Consider the following 15,301-nt stretch of genomic DNA (forward strand, 5'->3'; position numbering starts at 1 on the left):
CATCAGGGGCGTCTCGACCCGGAAACCGCGGTCCATACCCAGGTTGAGCGCGCTCTGCATGGCGTCCAGAGTGTCGCGTCGACAGTCGGGATAGCCCGAGTAGTCGGTCTCGCACATGCCACCGACCAGGGCGTCGATGCCCCGTCGGTCGGCCAGGGCCGCCGCATAGATCAGGAACACAAGGTTACGGCCGGGGACGAAGGTCGACGGCAGGCCACGCTCGGTCATCTCGATGGCCCGGTCGTCGGTCAGTGCACTCTGGGCGACCGCCCCGAAACTGCGGATGTCCAGCACGTGATCCTCACCGAGGCGTTCGGCCCAGTGGGGGAAGCGGGCGGCGACCTGATGGCGCACGGCCACCCGCGCCTCCATCTCGACGACGTGCCGCTGGCCGTAGTCGAACCCTACGGTCTCGACGCGGGCATAGCGCTCGAGGGCCCAGGCCAGACAGACACTGCTGTCCTGGCCGCCGGAAAACAGCACAAGGGCAGAGTCACTCATCACAGGGTCTCCGGCCGCCTGCAGCGGCCTGAATGGGAAAGGCGGATCGACATCGCCGCTTCTCTACACGAGGCCGCGACGGGTCGAAACGGCCGTGGGTCAAGTTCGATCCGGCGCACACCCGGGCGGAACACCGGCGCACTGTGGCAGACCAGCCGATCGCAGGCCAAATATCGCGCTGTGCCGAATTGAAACATTCACTGCACTCGATACCCGACTCACCGATTTTACGAAGTCTTGCGAACGCATCGCAGCGTCAAGCCCTAGGCGAGGAAGGGAATTCAGCGATTTGCTCGAGACTTCCGTTACGGCATGACCAAACCGGTTTTTCTAATTTCGGCGAAAACCACCCCAATCAGGAGAATATGGCACCCGGTAAAGTGAAATGGCGTAACCTATCGCCGTTCACATACGATTGCGGCGGTTGACAGCAACAGAACGCAAGTATGCAATCAGCCTATGTTGCGAGGGGCCAGCCGTACGCCCGCGCAGCGCAGATTGTACGGCACCGAGGAAACAACGACGCGAGCAGGCACCGCCATAAGGCGCCGCAGCGTTCAGGGAGGGAATTCATATGTCGCAATCTCTGCGTCTGCGGAGTCTGTTGGCGATGGGCGCTTCGGCGGCCGTGCTGTCAGCCGTCGCTGCTCCGGCCTTCGCTCAAGAAGCCAGCGGTCAACAATCCGCCCAGCCGAGCAACGTCATCGAAGAACTGGTCGTGACCGCCCAGAAGAAGGAAGAAGCCCTTCAGGACGTTCCTATCGCGGTGTCCGCCTTCAGCCAGGACACGCTGGAAGCCCAGAAGATCGACGGGGGTCCGAATCTTCAGCTGGCCATTCCGAACGTCACCTTTGCCAAGAGCAACTTCACCAACAGCTTCAACTTCCAGATCCGCGGCATCGGTGCGCGGGCCGTCGGCAGTTCGGCCGACGCCGGCGTCGGCGTCCACCTGAACAACGCGCCCCAGCAGTCGGGCAACCTGTTCGAAGCCGAATTCTACGACATGGAACGCGTCGAAGTGCTGCGTGGCCCGCAGGGCACGCTGTACGGCCGTAACGCCACCGGCGGCGTGGTCAACCTGATCACGGCCAAGCCGACCGACATCTTCGAAGCCATGGCTCGCGCCGAGTACGGCAACTACGGCACGCAGAAGGTCCGGGGGATGGTCAACATCCCCATCTACGAGGACAAGCTGGCCGTCCGCGCATCGGGTGCCTATCTGAAGCGCGACGGCTTCATGACCAACACCTTCACCGGCAACAAGGTAGATGACCGCGACCTGTATTCGGGCCGCATCCAGGTGATGTTCAACCCGACAGACAAGCTGCGCACCCTCTTCTACTACGAGCGCTTCAACGAAGACGACGCGCGTTCGCGGACCGGCAAGCAGCTCTGCACCAAGGACAATGGTCCGGCCACCATCGGCGGCGTTGCGACCGGTGCGGCACGGGTGTTCCTGACCCAGGGCTGCGCCTCGGCCTCGCTCTACAACTCGGCCGCCTACGGCACGGTCAACTCGTCGGGCAGCCTGACCGGCATGCTCGGCAACATCTTCGGTTTCACCAGCGGAGACGTGAACGCCGGTGACACCACCGACCGCGACCTGAACAAGTTCGAGTCGTCGTTCGACCCGATCTACCGGTCGAAATCGGACCTCTACCAGTTCACCCTGAACTACGACCTGACGGATGACCTGACGCTGACGGCGATGATGTCGACCAGCAAGAACTCGGTCTATTCCAAGCAGGACTACAACCGCAACGTCTCGACCGTGCCGTTCAACAACACGCCGCTGACGCCTGGTGGTTTCACCAATGACCCGCAGACCGGCCTGTCGAACAAGTTCACGACGCTGGACATTTCTTCCAACTCCGCTGAACAGACCAGCTATGAAGTCCGCCTGCAGTCGAACTTCGACGGCCCGCTGAACTTCAACCTCGGCGGCATCAAGTTCGACTATGACAGCATCACCGACTACTACGTGATCGGCAACTCGCTGACCCTGTCGGCTCTGGGCCTGAACTTCCAGAACACCGGTAACCCGGCCTGTAGCCCCGTCGCCCTGCCGACGACCTGTATCGGTGTTGACACCAAGGCCACGCCGGACGGCTCGGGCCACAACTACTATGACAACAAGACGCCCTATACCCTGAAGTCGAGCGCCCTGTTCGGTGAACTCTACTGGCAGGCCAACGAAAAGCTGAAGTTCACCCTTGGCCTGCGCCAGACCAAGGACGAAAAGTCGGTCATCAACTACAAGACCGTCCTGCTCGCCCCCGGCATCGGCCTGACGGTGGACCCGGTGACCCCGGTCCAGCGTTCCGAGTTCAGCGAACTGACCGGCCGCTTCGGCTTCGACTACAAGCCGGAACTCAGCTTCACGAACGACACCCTGCTCTATGCCTTCTACTCGAAGGGCTACAAGGGCGGCGGCATCAATCCGGGCGTCCCGGCGACCTCGGTCGGCGTGCCGCAGACCTTTGCGCCGGAATTCGTCAACGCCTTCGAACTGGGCACCAAGAACACCCTGATGGGCGGCAGCCTGCTGCTGAACGCGACCGGGTTCTTCTATGACTACCAGGGCTACCAGATCTCCAAGATCGTCAACCGCACCTCGGTCAACGAGAACGTCAATGCCGAGGTCTACGGCCTTGAATTCGAGTCGATCTGGTCGCCGGTCCGGGATCTGAAGTTCAACGCCAACATCGGCTACCTGCACACCAAGATCGGTGATGGCGTGAAGTCGATCGATACGATGAACCGGACCCAGAGCAACCCGGCCTACACCCTGGTCAAGGTCGGCCCCGGCCTGCCCAATGCCAGCGCCGGCGGCAACTGCGTGCTGAACTCGACCGGCGTCGCCACCCTGCTGGCCATCGGCCAGGGCGCTGCCCTGCCGTTCGCCTGCGGCGGCCCTGCCGTGTTCCAGGCCTTCCTGCAAAGCCGCGGCGCTCCGGCTGCCACGGCGAACTTCCTGGCCAACGGAACCGGTCTCTACACCTACGGTGCCGGCTACTCGATCGAAGGCACCACGGCCGACGTCTCGGGCAACGAGCTGCCCAGCTCGCCGCACTGGACCGCTTCGGTCGGCGCCCAGTACAGCTGGGACCTGGCCGGTGGCTGGGGCGCGACCCTGCGCGGGGACTACTACCGCCAGACCGAACAGTATGCCCGCGTCTACAACACGGCCTATGACAAGATCGAGGGCTGGGAAAACGTCAACCTGACGCTGAAGGTCGAGAAGCCGGAATGGGGCATTGAAATCGATGCCTATGTGAAGAACCTGCTGAACGACGTTCCGATCATCGACGCCTACACCAGCGACGACTCGTCGGGCCTGTTCACCAACGTCATCACCCAGGAGCCGCGCCTCTACGGCGTGAGCATCACCAAGAAGTGGTAGTGATGCGCCTCATCTGAGGCGGCCAAATCGGGGCGGCGATGGAGCGATCCATCGCCGCCTTTTTCTTTGCAAAGAACGCGTCCCGCCTGCCGGCCATTCCCGTAGACCATGGCTCGAAGCCACCTTTGGGAAACCATGTTCTCAAGAAATCTCCGCGACTTAACGACTCTTCAAGGGCGACGGCGCAAAAGTGGCAACCCACCGATGCCAAGCGAAGCGGCCGCATGGAAACGCTCTCCCGTCTTATCGATCGCCGCCCATCCGTCGCACCGGCCACCTCTTGCGAGGACGTGCTGGCGCTGTTTTCGGCTGACCCGAACGCCTTTGCCGTAGCGGTCTCCGACCAGGGCGCCCCGATGGGCGTGGTCTATCGCGACGTTCTGATCGGCATGATGCAGGTCGCTGCCGACACCCTGAGCCGCCAGCCGATTTCACAGGTCATGGACGTCACGCCCCGGGTGGTGCCGATGACGCTCGACTCGGACAGTTTCGTCGACACGCTTGCCGAACGCACCACGCCGGTGTTCCGTTCGGCCTTCATCGCCGTGGATGACAATGGCCTCTATGTCGGTGTCGGGGGCCTGGGCTCCCTGATCGCCTCCCACCGTCGTCGGGACCTCGAAGCCCGCGACGCCACAGCCCTCGTCGACCGACTGGCCACGGATATCAGCCACTATCTCGACGGCGTCCTCGCGATCGCGGCGCGGCTGGAACAACAGCCCCTGTCCGCCGATGCCAGCGCCTTCGTGCGCGCCATCAGCGAAACCAGCCGCGACATGAGCGAAATGCTGGGTCGCGCCAGAGACCTGCAACGTTCGACCCATGGCCAACTCACCATGCGCCCCAGCCCGGTCCGCCTGCGGGACCTGGCCGATGCGGTCGAAGTTGCCTGGAGCCAGAAGGCCGCCTCCGGGGGCTCGACCCTGATGTTCTCCTACGACGGTGACCCGGAATGCACCGTGGATGCCGATGCCGAGCGACTGCTGCAGGTTTTCGACGCCCTGATCGACAGCGCCCTGGCCAGCGGTCGCGGCGTCATTGAGGCCTGTCTGCACGCCCGCCCCTGCGCCGGGGGGGTGGCCCTTGAGGGCAGTGTCCGGGACAATACCCAAGGCCCCGCCGAAAGCCGACTGGCCCGCATCTTCTCGCCGCTCGGCGCAGCCCATCTGGATGACCGCTCAGACCTGGTCCTCGGTGTGGGCATGGCGCTGGCCCATCGGATCATGCGCGATGTCGGCGGCGAGTTAACCGCCGTTGCCAATCGGGGTGCCGGCCTGACCGTCAGGTTCTCGCTTGTGGCACCCCTGGCACAGCAGGGCGAAGCCGCCGGCGGTGAGCGCCTGGTTGACACCCGCGCCGCCCATATCCTGATCGTCGACGACAACGCCACCAACCGCATGGTGGCCGAGGCCCTCTGTGACCTCTTCGACTGCACCTCCGAACAGGCGGTCGACGGCGTCGAGGCCGTCGATCTGGCCCGCAGCGGCCGCTTTGACCTGATCCTGATGGACATCAAGATGCCGCGCATGGACGGCATCGAGGCCACCCGCGCCATCCGGACCCTGCCTGGTCGGGTCAGCGGTATTCCCATCGTGGCCCTGACCGCCAATGCCGGGGCGAACGACGTCCAGGCTTACAAGGCCGCCGGCATGCAGGACGTGGTCGAGAAGCCCATCAAGCCTGAGCGCCTGGCCATGGTCCTGAGTGCCCTGCTGGGCGAAGACGAGGACGCGGCCGCCGCCTGACGCCTCGCCTGCCGGCGGGCCAGCATCGCTCTCGACGACACGGCCCAACGCGCCCTTCCCACTGCCCCACGCGATTCGTCTGCCGCAACGGAAGGTCCGCACGAGACACGCAACGGGCGAAAGCGCGTCGCGCTCAAGACATGGGCGTATCCAGACTCGCGCCGCAGGGCATTTACTACTCAAATTGGGGAGGAAATGCCCCGTTCCGCGGCGGATCGCCACGCTGGCCTTACCCAAGGCCGTCACTCGTGGCATTAATCTGTACACAACCGTTGGAGGCGAAACATGAGTGAAGAAACCGAAGGCAGACGCCCCAACCCCGTCGATTTGCACGTGGGCAGCCGGGTCCGGATGCGTCGCAAGCTTATGGGTGTGAGCCAGGAGCAACTGGCAGACTCCCTCGGTCTGACCTTCCAGCAAGTTCAGAAGTATGAGCGCGGGGCCAATCGGGTCAGCGCCAGCAAGCTGTACGAGATTGCCCGCACCCTTCAGGTTCCGGTGTCATTCTTCTTTGACGGCCTCGCCGATCCGATCGGCGACCAGGACGTTGACGAGGCCGGTGCCCATGCCGAACGGGTCGTCCAGGAATTCCTGACCACGCCGGAAGGTCTGGAGCTGGCTGAGGTGTTTCCGCGCATCGGACGCGGTCGGGTTCGCCGTCAGGTCCTCGATCTTGTGCGCGCCATGGCCGAAGAAACGGGTCGCAGCGACGCGGCCTGACCGAACCCTTCAGCAGGGCCCTGACAAAGCCCCGGCGGGCGATCGCCGGGGCTTTTGCATGTCTGGGGTGCCGTGCGTGTGCCGACGTCGCGGTCAGCAAGGAGCGGAAAGGCCGCAGGCCTCTAACTTGCCGAAACGCGCCCCTGTGACGCGGCCCAGATGTTCTTGGCCAGTCGAGCCGATGCCGGGGTCAGGCCTCGCAGGTCATAGGTCTTGATCACACGAAATCCGAACTCGCGGTCCTTCTGCCAGATGGTGTCGACGTCCCAGGCCACACCATCGAGCAGATCGACGAGTTGCGCCCTAACCGGGGGACGAACCCCGGCCAGCATCTGCACCCGGAGCCCGTTGTCGGACATGTCCCGGATCACGCAGTCCCAGGCGAACGTTCCGCCCAGCACCTTGCCGGCCCTTTGCGTCGCAATGCGCGGGGCCTGCCTGCGGTCCATTTCGACGCCTGGCGCAAATTTTGACATGCCCGACTAAACACATGGCGCGCTTAACCGGTCGTTCAGGAATATGATTTCATTCGGCTAACCACGTAAAACATGCGTTTTAATACTGACAGTCACTATGCTCTCATTGCCGAAATGCGCACCCCACACCGCACCAGAACTTGAAATAAAGATCCGATATCGAGTGTATTGACGAAATATATCCCTTAAGTTTCCAGGGTCTCTTGCCTCTGCTTTGACATTCGATCATCGTCGGGTTGCGAAGCGATACGTCAACTACATTGTGCCGGGGTGAACCCGGCCCTGAGGGAACGCCCCATGGCCCAAGGCTCGGTTCTGCTTGCCGACTTGAATGGACGCGACCTGGTTCTGGCGGTCGCCCCGCCTGGCGCGTCCCCGGCCACCCATCGTGCGATACCGTGCGCCTCCCTCTCCGATCTGGAGGAGGCGCTGAGCGAAGCTCTCCCGCCAGCCATTGCCGAAGATCTGGTCGGTGGGGCCATTTGCGCGGCCGGACCGGAGATTGACGGGGCCATCACCCTGACCGGCGGCGCGGGCTTTACCCTGACCGCCGGCTGGCTACGGGGTGTGCTGCGGACGCCGAGGGTGCACCTGGTCAATGACTTTACCGCCTGCGCGCTGGGGGCCCCAAAGCTGGCCCCCGAGGCTCTGGAGACTGTCCACGCGGGCGCAGCGGCCAGGAGCGGTGCCATCGCGGTGATCGGCCCAAATCTCGGCCTTGGGGTCGCCGGTCTCGCCCCGCATCGATCGGACGGCTGGGTGGCCATGCCCAGCGAGGGCGGCCATATCGACTTTGCTCCCGGAGATCCGCGTGAGGTCGCCGTCTTCGAATGCCTGGCGCGCCGCCACGGGCACATCTCGGCTGAACATCTGCTCAGCCAGCAAGGTCTGATCGACCTCTATGGACACTTCGCGGCACCGACCGACGAGCTTTCCGTGGCCATTGATGACAACGCTGTCGTCGATCTCTGTCGCCAGGGCGATCCCGCCGCCAGGGAAGCGATCACCGTCTTCAGTGCCCTGCTCGGGGCCTATGCCGGTGATATCGCCCTGCTGTTCGCGGCCCGCGGTGGCGTCTATCTCAACAGCCCCCTTGTCGAGCGACTCGGCGACCTGCTGGATCGCGAGGCCTTCTGCCGCCGCTTCCTCGCCAAAGGACGGATGCAAGCCTATCTGCAGGACATTCCGGTCTATCTCGCCCGGGGGCGATGCACGCTGCTGGGGCTCTCCAGCCTGTTCAGCGCCAATGACCGCCGCTACGCCGCCAGCGAGATCAAGTATCTCGACTGCTAGAGTGCCGGCACCCTGGCCAGGGCCGCCTCAAGATCGGCCAGAATATCGGCCTCGTCCTCAAGCCCGACCGACAGGCGGACAAGGCCTTCGCTGATCCCGGCTGCGGCGCGCTCCTGCGGCGAATAGGTCGAGTGGGTCATGCTGGCCGGATGCTGGATCAGGGTCTCGGCGTCACCCAGCGAGACGGCGCGGCGGATCAGGGTCAGGCGGTTCATCATCGCCACGCCCGCGTCGTGTCCGCCCGCCAGTTCAAAAGCCAGCATGCCCCCTGGCAGGTCCAACTGACGGCGCGCCAGATCATGCTGTGGAAAGCTCGTCAGGCCTGGATAGTCGACCCGCGTCACCGCCGGATGCGCCTCCAGCCAGCGTGCGACGGTCGTGGCCGCAGCGCAGTGCTGGCGTACGCGCAGGGCCAGGGTCTTGAGGCCGCGCAGAACCAGAAAGGCCGTGAACGGCGACATCACCGCCCCCGTCATGTCCTTCACCCCCACCAGGCGAACGCGGGCCATGTCTTCAACCCCGCCCACGGCGATCCCGCCGATCAGGTCGCCGTGGCCGCCCAGATACTTGGTCGCCGAGTGCACCACGATATCGGCTCCCAGCGTCAGCGGGCGGGTCAGAAGCGGGGTGGCATAGGTGTTGTCGACCACCAGCTTGGCGCCGCAGGTCCGGGCCACCCCGGCCGCGCCGGCAATGTCGACCAGCCGCATGTTGGGATTGGCCGGGGTCTCGAAATAGATGATCCGGGTCCTGTCGCTTACGGCCGCGGCCAGGGCGGCGAGATCGGTCATGTCGACCTGGGTGATGGTCACCCCGAACCGCGAGAGACCGTCCCGCATGAAGGCGAAGGTGCAGCCATAGAGGGTCTGGTCGGTGATCACCTCGTCACCGGCCTGCAGGAAGCTCCACATCACCGCCGTGATCGCCCCCATGCCCGAAGCAGTGGCGACGGCGGCCTCACCGCCTTCGAGGGTCGCCATGCGGCGCTCCAGCAGATCGGTCGTGGGGTTGGAGATCCGGGAATAGAAGTGGCCCGGCCGGGTGCCGGCAAACATCTCGCCACCCGCCTCGGCGCTGTCGAAGGCGAAGGTCGAGGTCAGGTGCAGCGGCGGCGTCAACGCGCCCTGCTCGTCGGCCGGATTATAGCCCGCATGGATCGCCCGCGTCGAAAAGCCCGCCTGGTCGCGCATGTTTCTCTCCCGTTTGGGAACAGAGTGACGCGATACTCCGGCCGAAAGATTGCCAATTCTGCTCGAATACCCTCATAGTTTGGCAGATTCTGCTCAGGATGCCGCCATGGACGCCAAAGACCGCCAGATCATCCGCGAGCTTCAGAAAGACGGCCGCCTGACCAATCAGGACCTGGCCGACCGGGTGAACCTGTCGCCCTCGCCCTGCCTGCGCCGGCTGCGCAACCTGGAAGACCGGGGCGTGATCACCGGCTACACGGCCCTCGTCGACCAGAAGGCCTATGGCCTGCCGATCACCGTCTTCATCCGCGTGCGGCTCGACCGTCACGGCCAGGATGTCGTGAAGGGGTTTGAAGACCAGGTGGCGCGGATCGACCAGATCCTCGACTGCTTTCTGCTGGCCGGCAGCGACGACTATCTGTTGCGGGTGATCGTCGAAAGCCTGGAGGCCTATGAGGACTTCATCCGGCGTCGCCTGCACGCCATTCCCGGCATCGCCTCGATCGACACCAGCTTCGCCTATGGCGTGGTCAAGCAGACCCGGGTGTTTCCGGTGGCGGGGTAAAGCTTTCGGGAGGGACTGCCGTCCTGGTGGTTGGAGGCGGGATCGAACCGCCGACCTGTGGGTTATGAATCCACCGCTCTAACCATCTGAGCTACCCAACCGCGCCAGGGCGGACGCGCGTCATACGCTCTCGCGGCGACGGCTTCAAGTCTTCGTCAGCATCAGATCGACCACGACTTCCAGGCGTCTGGCCAGTTCGTCCGGGCCATATTGCGACAGCACCAGGGTTCTGGCCGCCTGGCCCATGGCCCGGGCGGCGGGCCGGTCGGCAATCAGCTCGCCCAGGGCTTCGGCCAGGCGATCCGGATCATCCTCGGGCACCAGTCGGCCGTTGACGCCGTCCTTGAGCATCTCGATCGGACCGTCGATCTCCGAAGCGACCACCGGCAGCCCCACGGCCATGGCCTCTAGCAGGGTCAGGGGGAAGCCCTCCTGATGCGAGGGGAAGGCAAAGATGTCGCCGCTGGCCAGGAAGGCCGGAACATCAGCGGTCCAGCCTGAAAGGGCAACATCACCGCCCAGACCCAGCTCGGCCACCAGGGCTTCCAGATGCGGCCGCTCCTCCCCCTCGCCGGCGATCTCGCAGGTGGCCTCCAGCCCCCAGGCGCGAAGATGGGCGATGGCGCGGATCAGGACGTCGAAGCCCTTCTTGCGATGCAGGCGGCCCGCCGCAACGATCCGGACGCTGTGGCCGGCGCGGGCGAACGGCGCGGCCTGAACCGAAGGCGGGGTCACGGCATTCGGAATGAAATGCACATGGTCAACCGGCGCGCCGCGCTCGATCGCCAGTTTGGCAAGGTGACGTCCGACGCAGAGGTAATGGGTGTCCGGCGTGACGTCGAAGACGGGTTTGTGCACACAGACGGCCATGACGGTTCCCGGCGCGGCAGCCCTGGCGAACAGACGGGCCGGGCGCTGGCCATGGCTTAGAACCAGGGCCGGATCAGCAGCCCGCACAACCCGGCGGGCCCCGCCGACGCTGACCGGATCCCAGTCCGTAAAGGCCGGCATGGTCAGCAGCGGCGGCTCGCGTCCGGCCTGGGCCACGGCGACCTTGCCGCCCCGGCGCACCACGCCCCGGCACGTCCCGCCACGCCGGGCCGCAAGGGCCTCGAGGATCGGCTGATAGTCCAGGAACACCTGCTCCAGGCCGCCCAGTCCCTTGCCGAGCATGGCGTGCAGGATATTGGTCAAGGGGAGCTCCGGGCGGCAAAGCAACAGGCGCGGACCATCGGAGTCTGCGCCCCCGGTGTCAACGCGGGTGAGAACCTGACGATCCTCCCCCTGAACGGGGATGTGTCGGCTCGGAGAGGCGACGGAGGGGGAAATCGCCGGCCGGATCCGAAAAAACTTCCCCCTCCGACCCTTCGGGCCACCTCCCCCTTCGGGGGGAGGATCTGCCCCTACCTCCCCAGCAGGACCTTCACCGCCGCCTCCAGTTGCGCATCACCGCCAGTCAGGCTCTCGCCCAGCGGCCGGTCCACATCCACATCCACCGGGCGCGGATTGAGCTCCATGTTCTGGCCGCGCAGGTCTTCCACCCGGATGAACGGCAGACGGACCGACGAGCCGTCGATCAGCTGGCGGGCCCCAGTGAAGATGATCCAGCCGGCGGTTGGCTTGCCGACGACCTTGCCCAAGCCCAGGGCCCGGTAGCCTTCGGTGAAGTCCTCGGCGTCCGACAGCGAAGACTCGTTGGTGACCAGCACGGTCGGCAGGCCCAGGGCCCGCTGGCCCAGATTCTGCCGGCTGGGCACCGGGAAGCGGTCGCGGGGCGTCATCATCAGGTAGTTGCGGCGGGTGAAGACATCCAGCGCATAGCCGTTCACATAGCCGCCGTTGTTGTTGCGGATGTCGATGACCACGCCCTCGCGCCCCTGGTTCTGGGCGTCGAGGTCGATATAAAGCTGGGCCAGCGAACCGTCCGACATGTCGGCGATGTGGACATAGCCCAGCTTGCCGCCGCTGATCCTTTCCACATAAGCCCGCCGGTCGTTGACCCACTGGCGATAGAGCAGGCCCGTGGCCACCGTGCCAGGGACGGGACGGACCACGACCTCGCGCTTGCCGGCCGTGCCGGCGACACCGAGCGTCACCCTCTTGCCCGACTGGCCGCGCAGGAGAAGATCCAGGTTCACGCCCGGCTCCAGGGCCGTGCCATTGACCGCCAGTAGGGTCTCGCCCGGCTTGATGCTGCCTTCGACGGCGGCCGGACCCAGCGCCACCACCTCGCGGATCACCAGACCCTTGCCGGCCTCATAGGCCTCACGCTCGAAGCGAAGGCCAAGATCGCCGGCCCGAACCGGCTGCGGCCCTGAAGGATCGGGCGCTCGGATGCCGGAGTGCGAGGCATTCAGCTCGCCGATCAGCAGATTGATGTTGCGGCGCAGCTCATCGCCGGTGCGTGCGCCGGCAATATAGGGAGCCCACTGCCGGCGCAGGGCCGCCCAGTCCTGGCCGTGGAATTTCGGATCGTAGAAGCCGCGATCCAGGATGCCCCAGGCCTGCTCGAACACCACCGCCTTTTCGAGGTCGAAGTCGATGTCCATTTCGGCATTGGCGGCGAGAGGCTTGGGCTTGGGTGTATCGACTGGGCTGGAGACGATTGTCCCGCCTTCGAGGAAGAATACTTCCCTGGAATCGGGCGTGAAGGCCGCGTCGCCCTTGGGCCGACGGGTCGAGGTCAGCTGCACCGCAACGGGCGCCTCCTTGGCCAGTTCGTCCAGGCTGTAGGTGTAGAGATTGACCTGCCCGGCCTGCCTGGCCTGGAACAGCAGGGTCTTGCCGTCAGGGCTGATCACCGGGTCAGAGACGTCCATGCCCAGCGGCAGGAACGAGGCGCGCTCGCGGATGCCCTCGAACACGATCTTCACCGGGGCGATCTTCGGTTTGGCCGCAGCAGGCCTGGCCCCAGCTGACTGGGCCTCGGCCTTCACCGGATCGGGCTTGGTGTCGGGGTTTGCCGGATCGGTCTTCGACGAGGGGTCCTGGGACGGCGCGGGCTTCTCGGGTGCCTCACCGGGTTTGAACAGCTCGCGGAAGGCGTCTTCGCGATACTTCGGCGTATTGGGCAGCAGGTCGATGCGCAGCATCTTGGCCTCTTCGCTGCGCTGGCTGGTGTCGGCGAGAATGAACTTGCCGTCCGGCGACCAGGCGATCCTGCCGCCGGTATTGCCGTTGGCCAGGAAGCTGACCGGCCGCGCCGCACCGCCCTCGGCCGGGATGACGTTGATGTTGTCGAAAGCCTTGCGGTCAGTGAGGGTGAAGGCCAGCCACTGGCTGTCGGGCGACCAGACCGCGAAGCTGTCGTCAAAGCCGCTCAGCGCGCCCTCGAAGATCATCGCGTCCTTGGCGACCTTGCCGCCGTCGAAGGTGATCACCCGAAGTTGCTTGCCGTCGCGGACATAGGCCAGCCTCTTTCCGTCCGGCGAGACCACCGGCGCGGTGTTGCGACCCTCGCCCGCGGTCAGGGCCCGTTCGGTGCCGGTGGCGAAGTCATACTCATAGATCTGGGCCGACAGGTCGCGTTCGGACACATAGACGAGCTTGCGAGAGTCGGCCGACCAGACCGGATCGCGTTCGATACCGGGCGTGCGGGTTACCCGCTGGGCCGCGCCGCCGTCCTTGGTGGAAACCGCAAATAGCTCGCCCCGGACAATGATGGCCGCTTTCTTGCCGTCGGGCGACAGCGACAGGCTGTCGAAGCTGGTCTCGTTCAGCCGCTTCTCGCCCGCCGCCGCCGGGGCACCGCGCAGGGTGATCGGGGTCTGGGACGCCTTGCCGGTGGCGGTGTCCAGCGACCAGATCGCGAAGTTGCGCTCGAAGACGATGGTCTTGCCGTCCAGTCCGATGGTCGGCCACAGCACCCGGCCGTCGGTGAATCGGGTAATCTGTTCGGGCTTGCCGCCCGCCAGCGACATCTTCCAGAGGTTCTCGGTCCCGCTCTCGTCGCTCATGTAGTAGAGCGCGCCGCCGTCGGGCCGCCACATCGGCCACAGGTGCTTGGCTCCGGCCGGCAGCAGGCGCCTGTACGGCGCACTGGCGACGATGGGTTTCAGCCACAGCTCGGTCTCGTCGATGTGCGAGTGGCCGTTGCGCCACCACTGGCCGTTGCCGACTCCCTTGGCCATCAGCGCCACCGACTGACCGTCGGGCGAAGGCGCGGCGTGGAACTCGGCCAGGAACCGCTCGCGGCTGACTTCCAGCGGCGTGCCGCCGCCGGCCGCCACCCGGAACACATCACCCAGCCGCGCCACGTCATTGGCCCCGGAGGTGAAATAGAGCCACTTCCCGTCGCGCGACCAGCCGTCCAGGGTCTCGTTGGTCTCGGCATAGGTGATGCGCTTGAGGGTGCCGGTGGCCAGGGTCAGCACATACAGATTGGCGAAGCCGGCCCGGTTGGATACGAAGGCCAGCTGGGTGCCGTCTGGCGAATAGAGCGGCCGACTTTCGGTCGCAAGGTCGGTGACCAGCAGCCGGGCCTGACCGCCCCGGGCGGGTACCGTCCAGATATCACCGCCGGAGGCAAAGGCGATCTCGGCCCCGTCCGGCGACAGGGCCGGCTCGGCCAGGGACGGCAGGGGCGTCACGGCGGCTGCCGCCGGCAGGCCCGTACACAGCGCCAGCGCCGACACCGCGCCCAGCAGCGCCCTGAACTGAAAAGCCATAACCGCTCCGCACACCGAAACTTTCGAGGGTGAAAGGGCTAACACGTTCGGGCCCGCTGCCAAGCTTGAACCGGCGGCAGGGCGAGTGAGGGAGGGTTTTGACGTCGATACTGCTTTGAAAAAATCTATATAGTCAAAACTCAATCAATTTGAAAACTTAACAGGTCCACAAAAAAAGTCACAAATTTTTCAATTTACAGAAAACCAAAACAAATAATAAACTCAAATAGAATCTCGATAAACTAACCCATAAATACTAAGAAATAGGAGGCCCTCTATCGATTAGCTTTACCGCAGAAGCCTCATTGAAGCTAAAAGCGGCGTAAACAGAAAATGAAAAATCTGATTCCCACTCAAACACTTTTAAATTTGTTGATCCGTAATACATTAGTATTTTTCCACTATCAATCTTGGCATGGAAATTACTCAAATTTACAAAAGCAGATCGAGAGGGATTTAACTTACCGATTGGGGCAACAAAAGTCTTATCTCCCGACCTCATTTGAAAACCAACTTCGCATTGATAACTGCCATCATTGTGCACAACAAACCATTGAGTCTCCTTAAGAGACAACTTGTCGGCCCTTGCGATATGGTCGGTAACGTCCCGCGCCGCCTTTGCAGTTGAAATTGGAAGAAATTCTGAAACATCAGTCATATTTGCTGCCTCACCGGCGGAATGCTGAGCGATACATCCTCATCTTCAAAAACAACTACCGCGTGCTCAAAATAATACAACCT

The 15,301-nt window shown here is 64.2% G+C and carries 11 protein-coding genes and 1 tRNA gene; 5 read left to right on the top strand and 7 right to left on the bottom strand.

Annotation, left to right across the window (positions count from 1 at the left end):
- A partial coding sequence (locus DBR10_RS04360) for a 7-cyano-7-deazaguanine synthase (RefSeq protein ID WP_233243267.1) occupies positions 1-501 on the bottom strand: 501 nt, incomplete at its 3' end.
- A gap of 574 nt (positions 502-1,075) precedes the next feature.
- On the opposite strand from DBR10_RS04360, the gene DBR10_RS04365 reads away from it, so the two are divergent.
- The 3 genes from DBR10_RS04365 (at position 1,076) to DBR10_RS04375 (ending at position 6,369) form a co-directional block, all read left to right on the top strand.
- A complete protein-coding gene (locus DBR10_RS04365) occupies positions 1,076-3,904 on the top strand; it encodes a TonB-dependent receptor (protein ID WP_108556163.1) in 2,829 nt (942 codons plus the stop codon).
- Positions 3,905-4,128: 224 nt separating this feature from the next.
- On the top strand, positions 4,129-5,649 hold the full coding sequence (locus tag DBR10_RS04370; RefSeq protein ID WP_108505919.1) for a response regulator: 1,521 nt from the start codon (positions 4,129-4,131) through the stop codon (positions 5,647-5,649).
- Between the two features lie 285 nt (positions 5,650-5,934).
- A complete protein-coding gene (locus tag DBR10_RS04375) occupies positions 5,935-6,369 on the top strand; it encodes a helix-turn-helix domain-containing protein (RefSeq protein ID WP_108556164.1) in 435 nt (144 codons plus the stop codon).
- 122 nt (positions 6,370-6,491) lie between these two features.
- On the opposite strand, the gene DBR10_RS04380 is transcribed toward DBR10_RS04375, so the two are convergent.
- Positions 6,492-6,818 carry a PilZ domain-containing protein gene (locus DBR10_RS04380; RefSeq protein ID WP_218278523.1) on the bottom strand — a complete coding sequence of 109 codons (327 nt, stop codon included), beginning with the start codon at positions 6,816-6,818 and terminating at the stop codon, positions 6,492-6,494.
- A 324-nt stretch (positions 6,819-7,142) separates the two neighbouring features.
- Between DBR10_RS04380 and DBR10_RS04385 the strand changes: the two genes are divergently transcribed.
- A complete protein-coding gene (locus DBR10_RS04385) occupies positions 7,143-8,138 on the top strand; it encodes a glucokinase (protein ID WP_108505920.1) in 996 nt (331 codons plus the stop codon).
- On the opposite strand, the gene DBR10_RS04390 is transcribed toward DBR10_RS04385, so the two are convergent.
- The gene (locus DBR10_RS04390; RefSeq protein ID WP_108505921.1) at positions 8,135-9,328 is read right to left on the bottom strand and encodes a methionine gamma-lyase; all 1,194 of its coding nucleotides are present in this window, start codon (positions 9,326-9,328) and stop codon (positions 8,135-8,137) included. The genes DBR10_RS04385 and DBR10_RS04390 overlap by 4 nt on opposite strands.
- 106 nt (positions 9,329-9,434) lie before the next feature.
- Between DBR10_RS04390 and DBR10_RS04395 the strand changes: the two genes are divergently transcribed.
- On the top strand, positions 9,435-9,893 hold the full coding sequence (locus DBR10_RS04395; RefSeq protein WP_108505922.1) for an Lrp/AsnC family transcriptional regulator: 459 nt from the start codon (positions 9,435-9,437) through the stop codon (positions 9,891-9,893).
- Positions 9,894-9,917: 24 nt separating this feature from the next.
- Here the strand turns inward: DBR10_RS04395 and DBR10_RS04400 are convergent.
- The 4 genes from DBR10_RS04400 to DBR10_RS18870 all read right to left on the bottom strand — a co-directional run bounded on the left by DBR10_RS04400 (position 9,918) and on the right by DBR10_RS18870 (position 15,218).
- Positions 9,918-9,994: transfer RNA gene (locus DBR10_RS04400), tRNA-Met, on the bottom strand.
- A gap of 43 nt (positions 9,995-10,037) precedes the next feature.
- Positions 10,038-11,087, bottom strand: coding sequence for a glycosyltransferase (locus DBR10_RS04405; RefSeq protein WP_108556165.1), 1,050 nt, complete (start codon positions 11,085-11,087; stop codon positions 10,038-10,040).
- 209 nt (positions 11,088-11,296) lie between these two features.
- Positions 11,297-14,560, bottom strand: coding sequence for a S41 family peptidase (locus tag DBR10_RS04410; protein WP_108505533.1), 3,264 nt, complete (start codon positions 14,558-14,560; stop codon positions 11,297-11,299).
- A 256-nt stretch (positions 14,561-14,816) separates the two neighbouring features.
- Positions 14,817-15,218 (bottom strand): hypothetical protein, encoded by a 402-nt coding sequence (locus tag DBR10_RS18870; protein WP_146184170.1) that lies wholly within the window; start codon positions 15,216-15,218, stop codon positions 14,817-14,819.
- Positions 15,219-15,301 lie beyond the last annotated feature (83 nt).

This window comes from Caulobacter sp. HMWF025 (assembly GCF_003060965.1).
Classification (GTDB): Bacteria; Pseudomonadota; Alphaproteobacteria; order Caulobacterales; family Caulobacteraceae; genus Caulobacter.

Excerpts from the sequence above, each read along its gene's own strand:
- DBR10_RS04365 (WP_108556163.1), top strand. The coding sequence starts at position 1,076 with ATGTCGCAATCTCTGCGTCTGCGGAGTCTGTTGGCGATGGGCGCTTCG.
- DBR10_RS04370 (WP_108505919.1), top strand. The coding sequence starts at position 4,129 with ATGGAAACGCTCTCCCGTCTTATCGATCGCCGCCCATCCGTCGCACCG.
- DBR10_RS04390 (WP_108505921.1), bottom strand. The coding sequence starts at position 9,328 with ATGCGCGACCAGGCGGGCTTTTCGACGCGGGCGATCCATGCGGGCTAT.
- DBR10_RS04380 (WP_218278523.1), bottom strand. The coding sequence starts at position 6,818 with ATGGACCGCAGGCAGGCCCCGCGCATTGCGACGCAAAGGGCCGGCAAG.
- DBR10_RS04410 (WP_108505533.1), bottom strand. The coding sequence starts at position 14,560 with ATGGCTTTTCAGTTCAGGGCGCTGCTGGGCGCGGTGTCGGCGCTGGCG.
- DBR10_RS04395 (WP_108505922.1), top strand. The coding sequence starts at position 9,435 with ATGGACGCCAAAGACCGCCAGATCATCCGCGAGCTTCAGAAAGACGGC.
- DBR10_RS04385 (WP_108505920.1), top strand. The coding sequence starts at position 7,143 with ATGGCCCAAGGCTCGGTTCTGCTTGCCGACTTGAATGGACGCGACCTG.
- DBR10_RS04375 (WP_108556164.1), top strand. The coding sequence starts at position 5,935 with ATGAGTGAAGAAACCGAAGGCAGACGCCCCAACCCCGTCGATTTGCAC.
- DBR10_RS18870 (WP_146184170.1), bottom strand. The coding sequence starts at position 15,218 with ATGACTGATGTTTCAGAATTTCTTCCAATTTCAACTGCAAAGGCGGCG.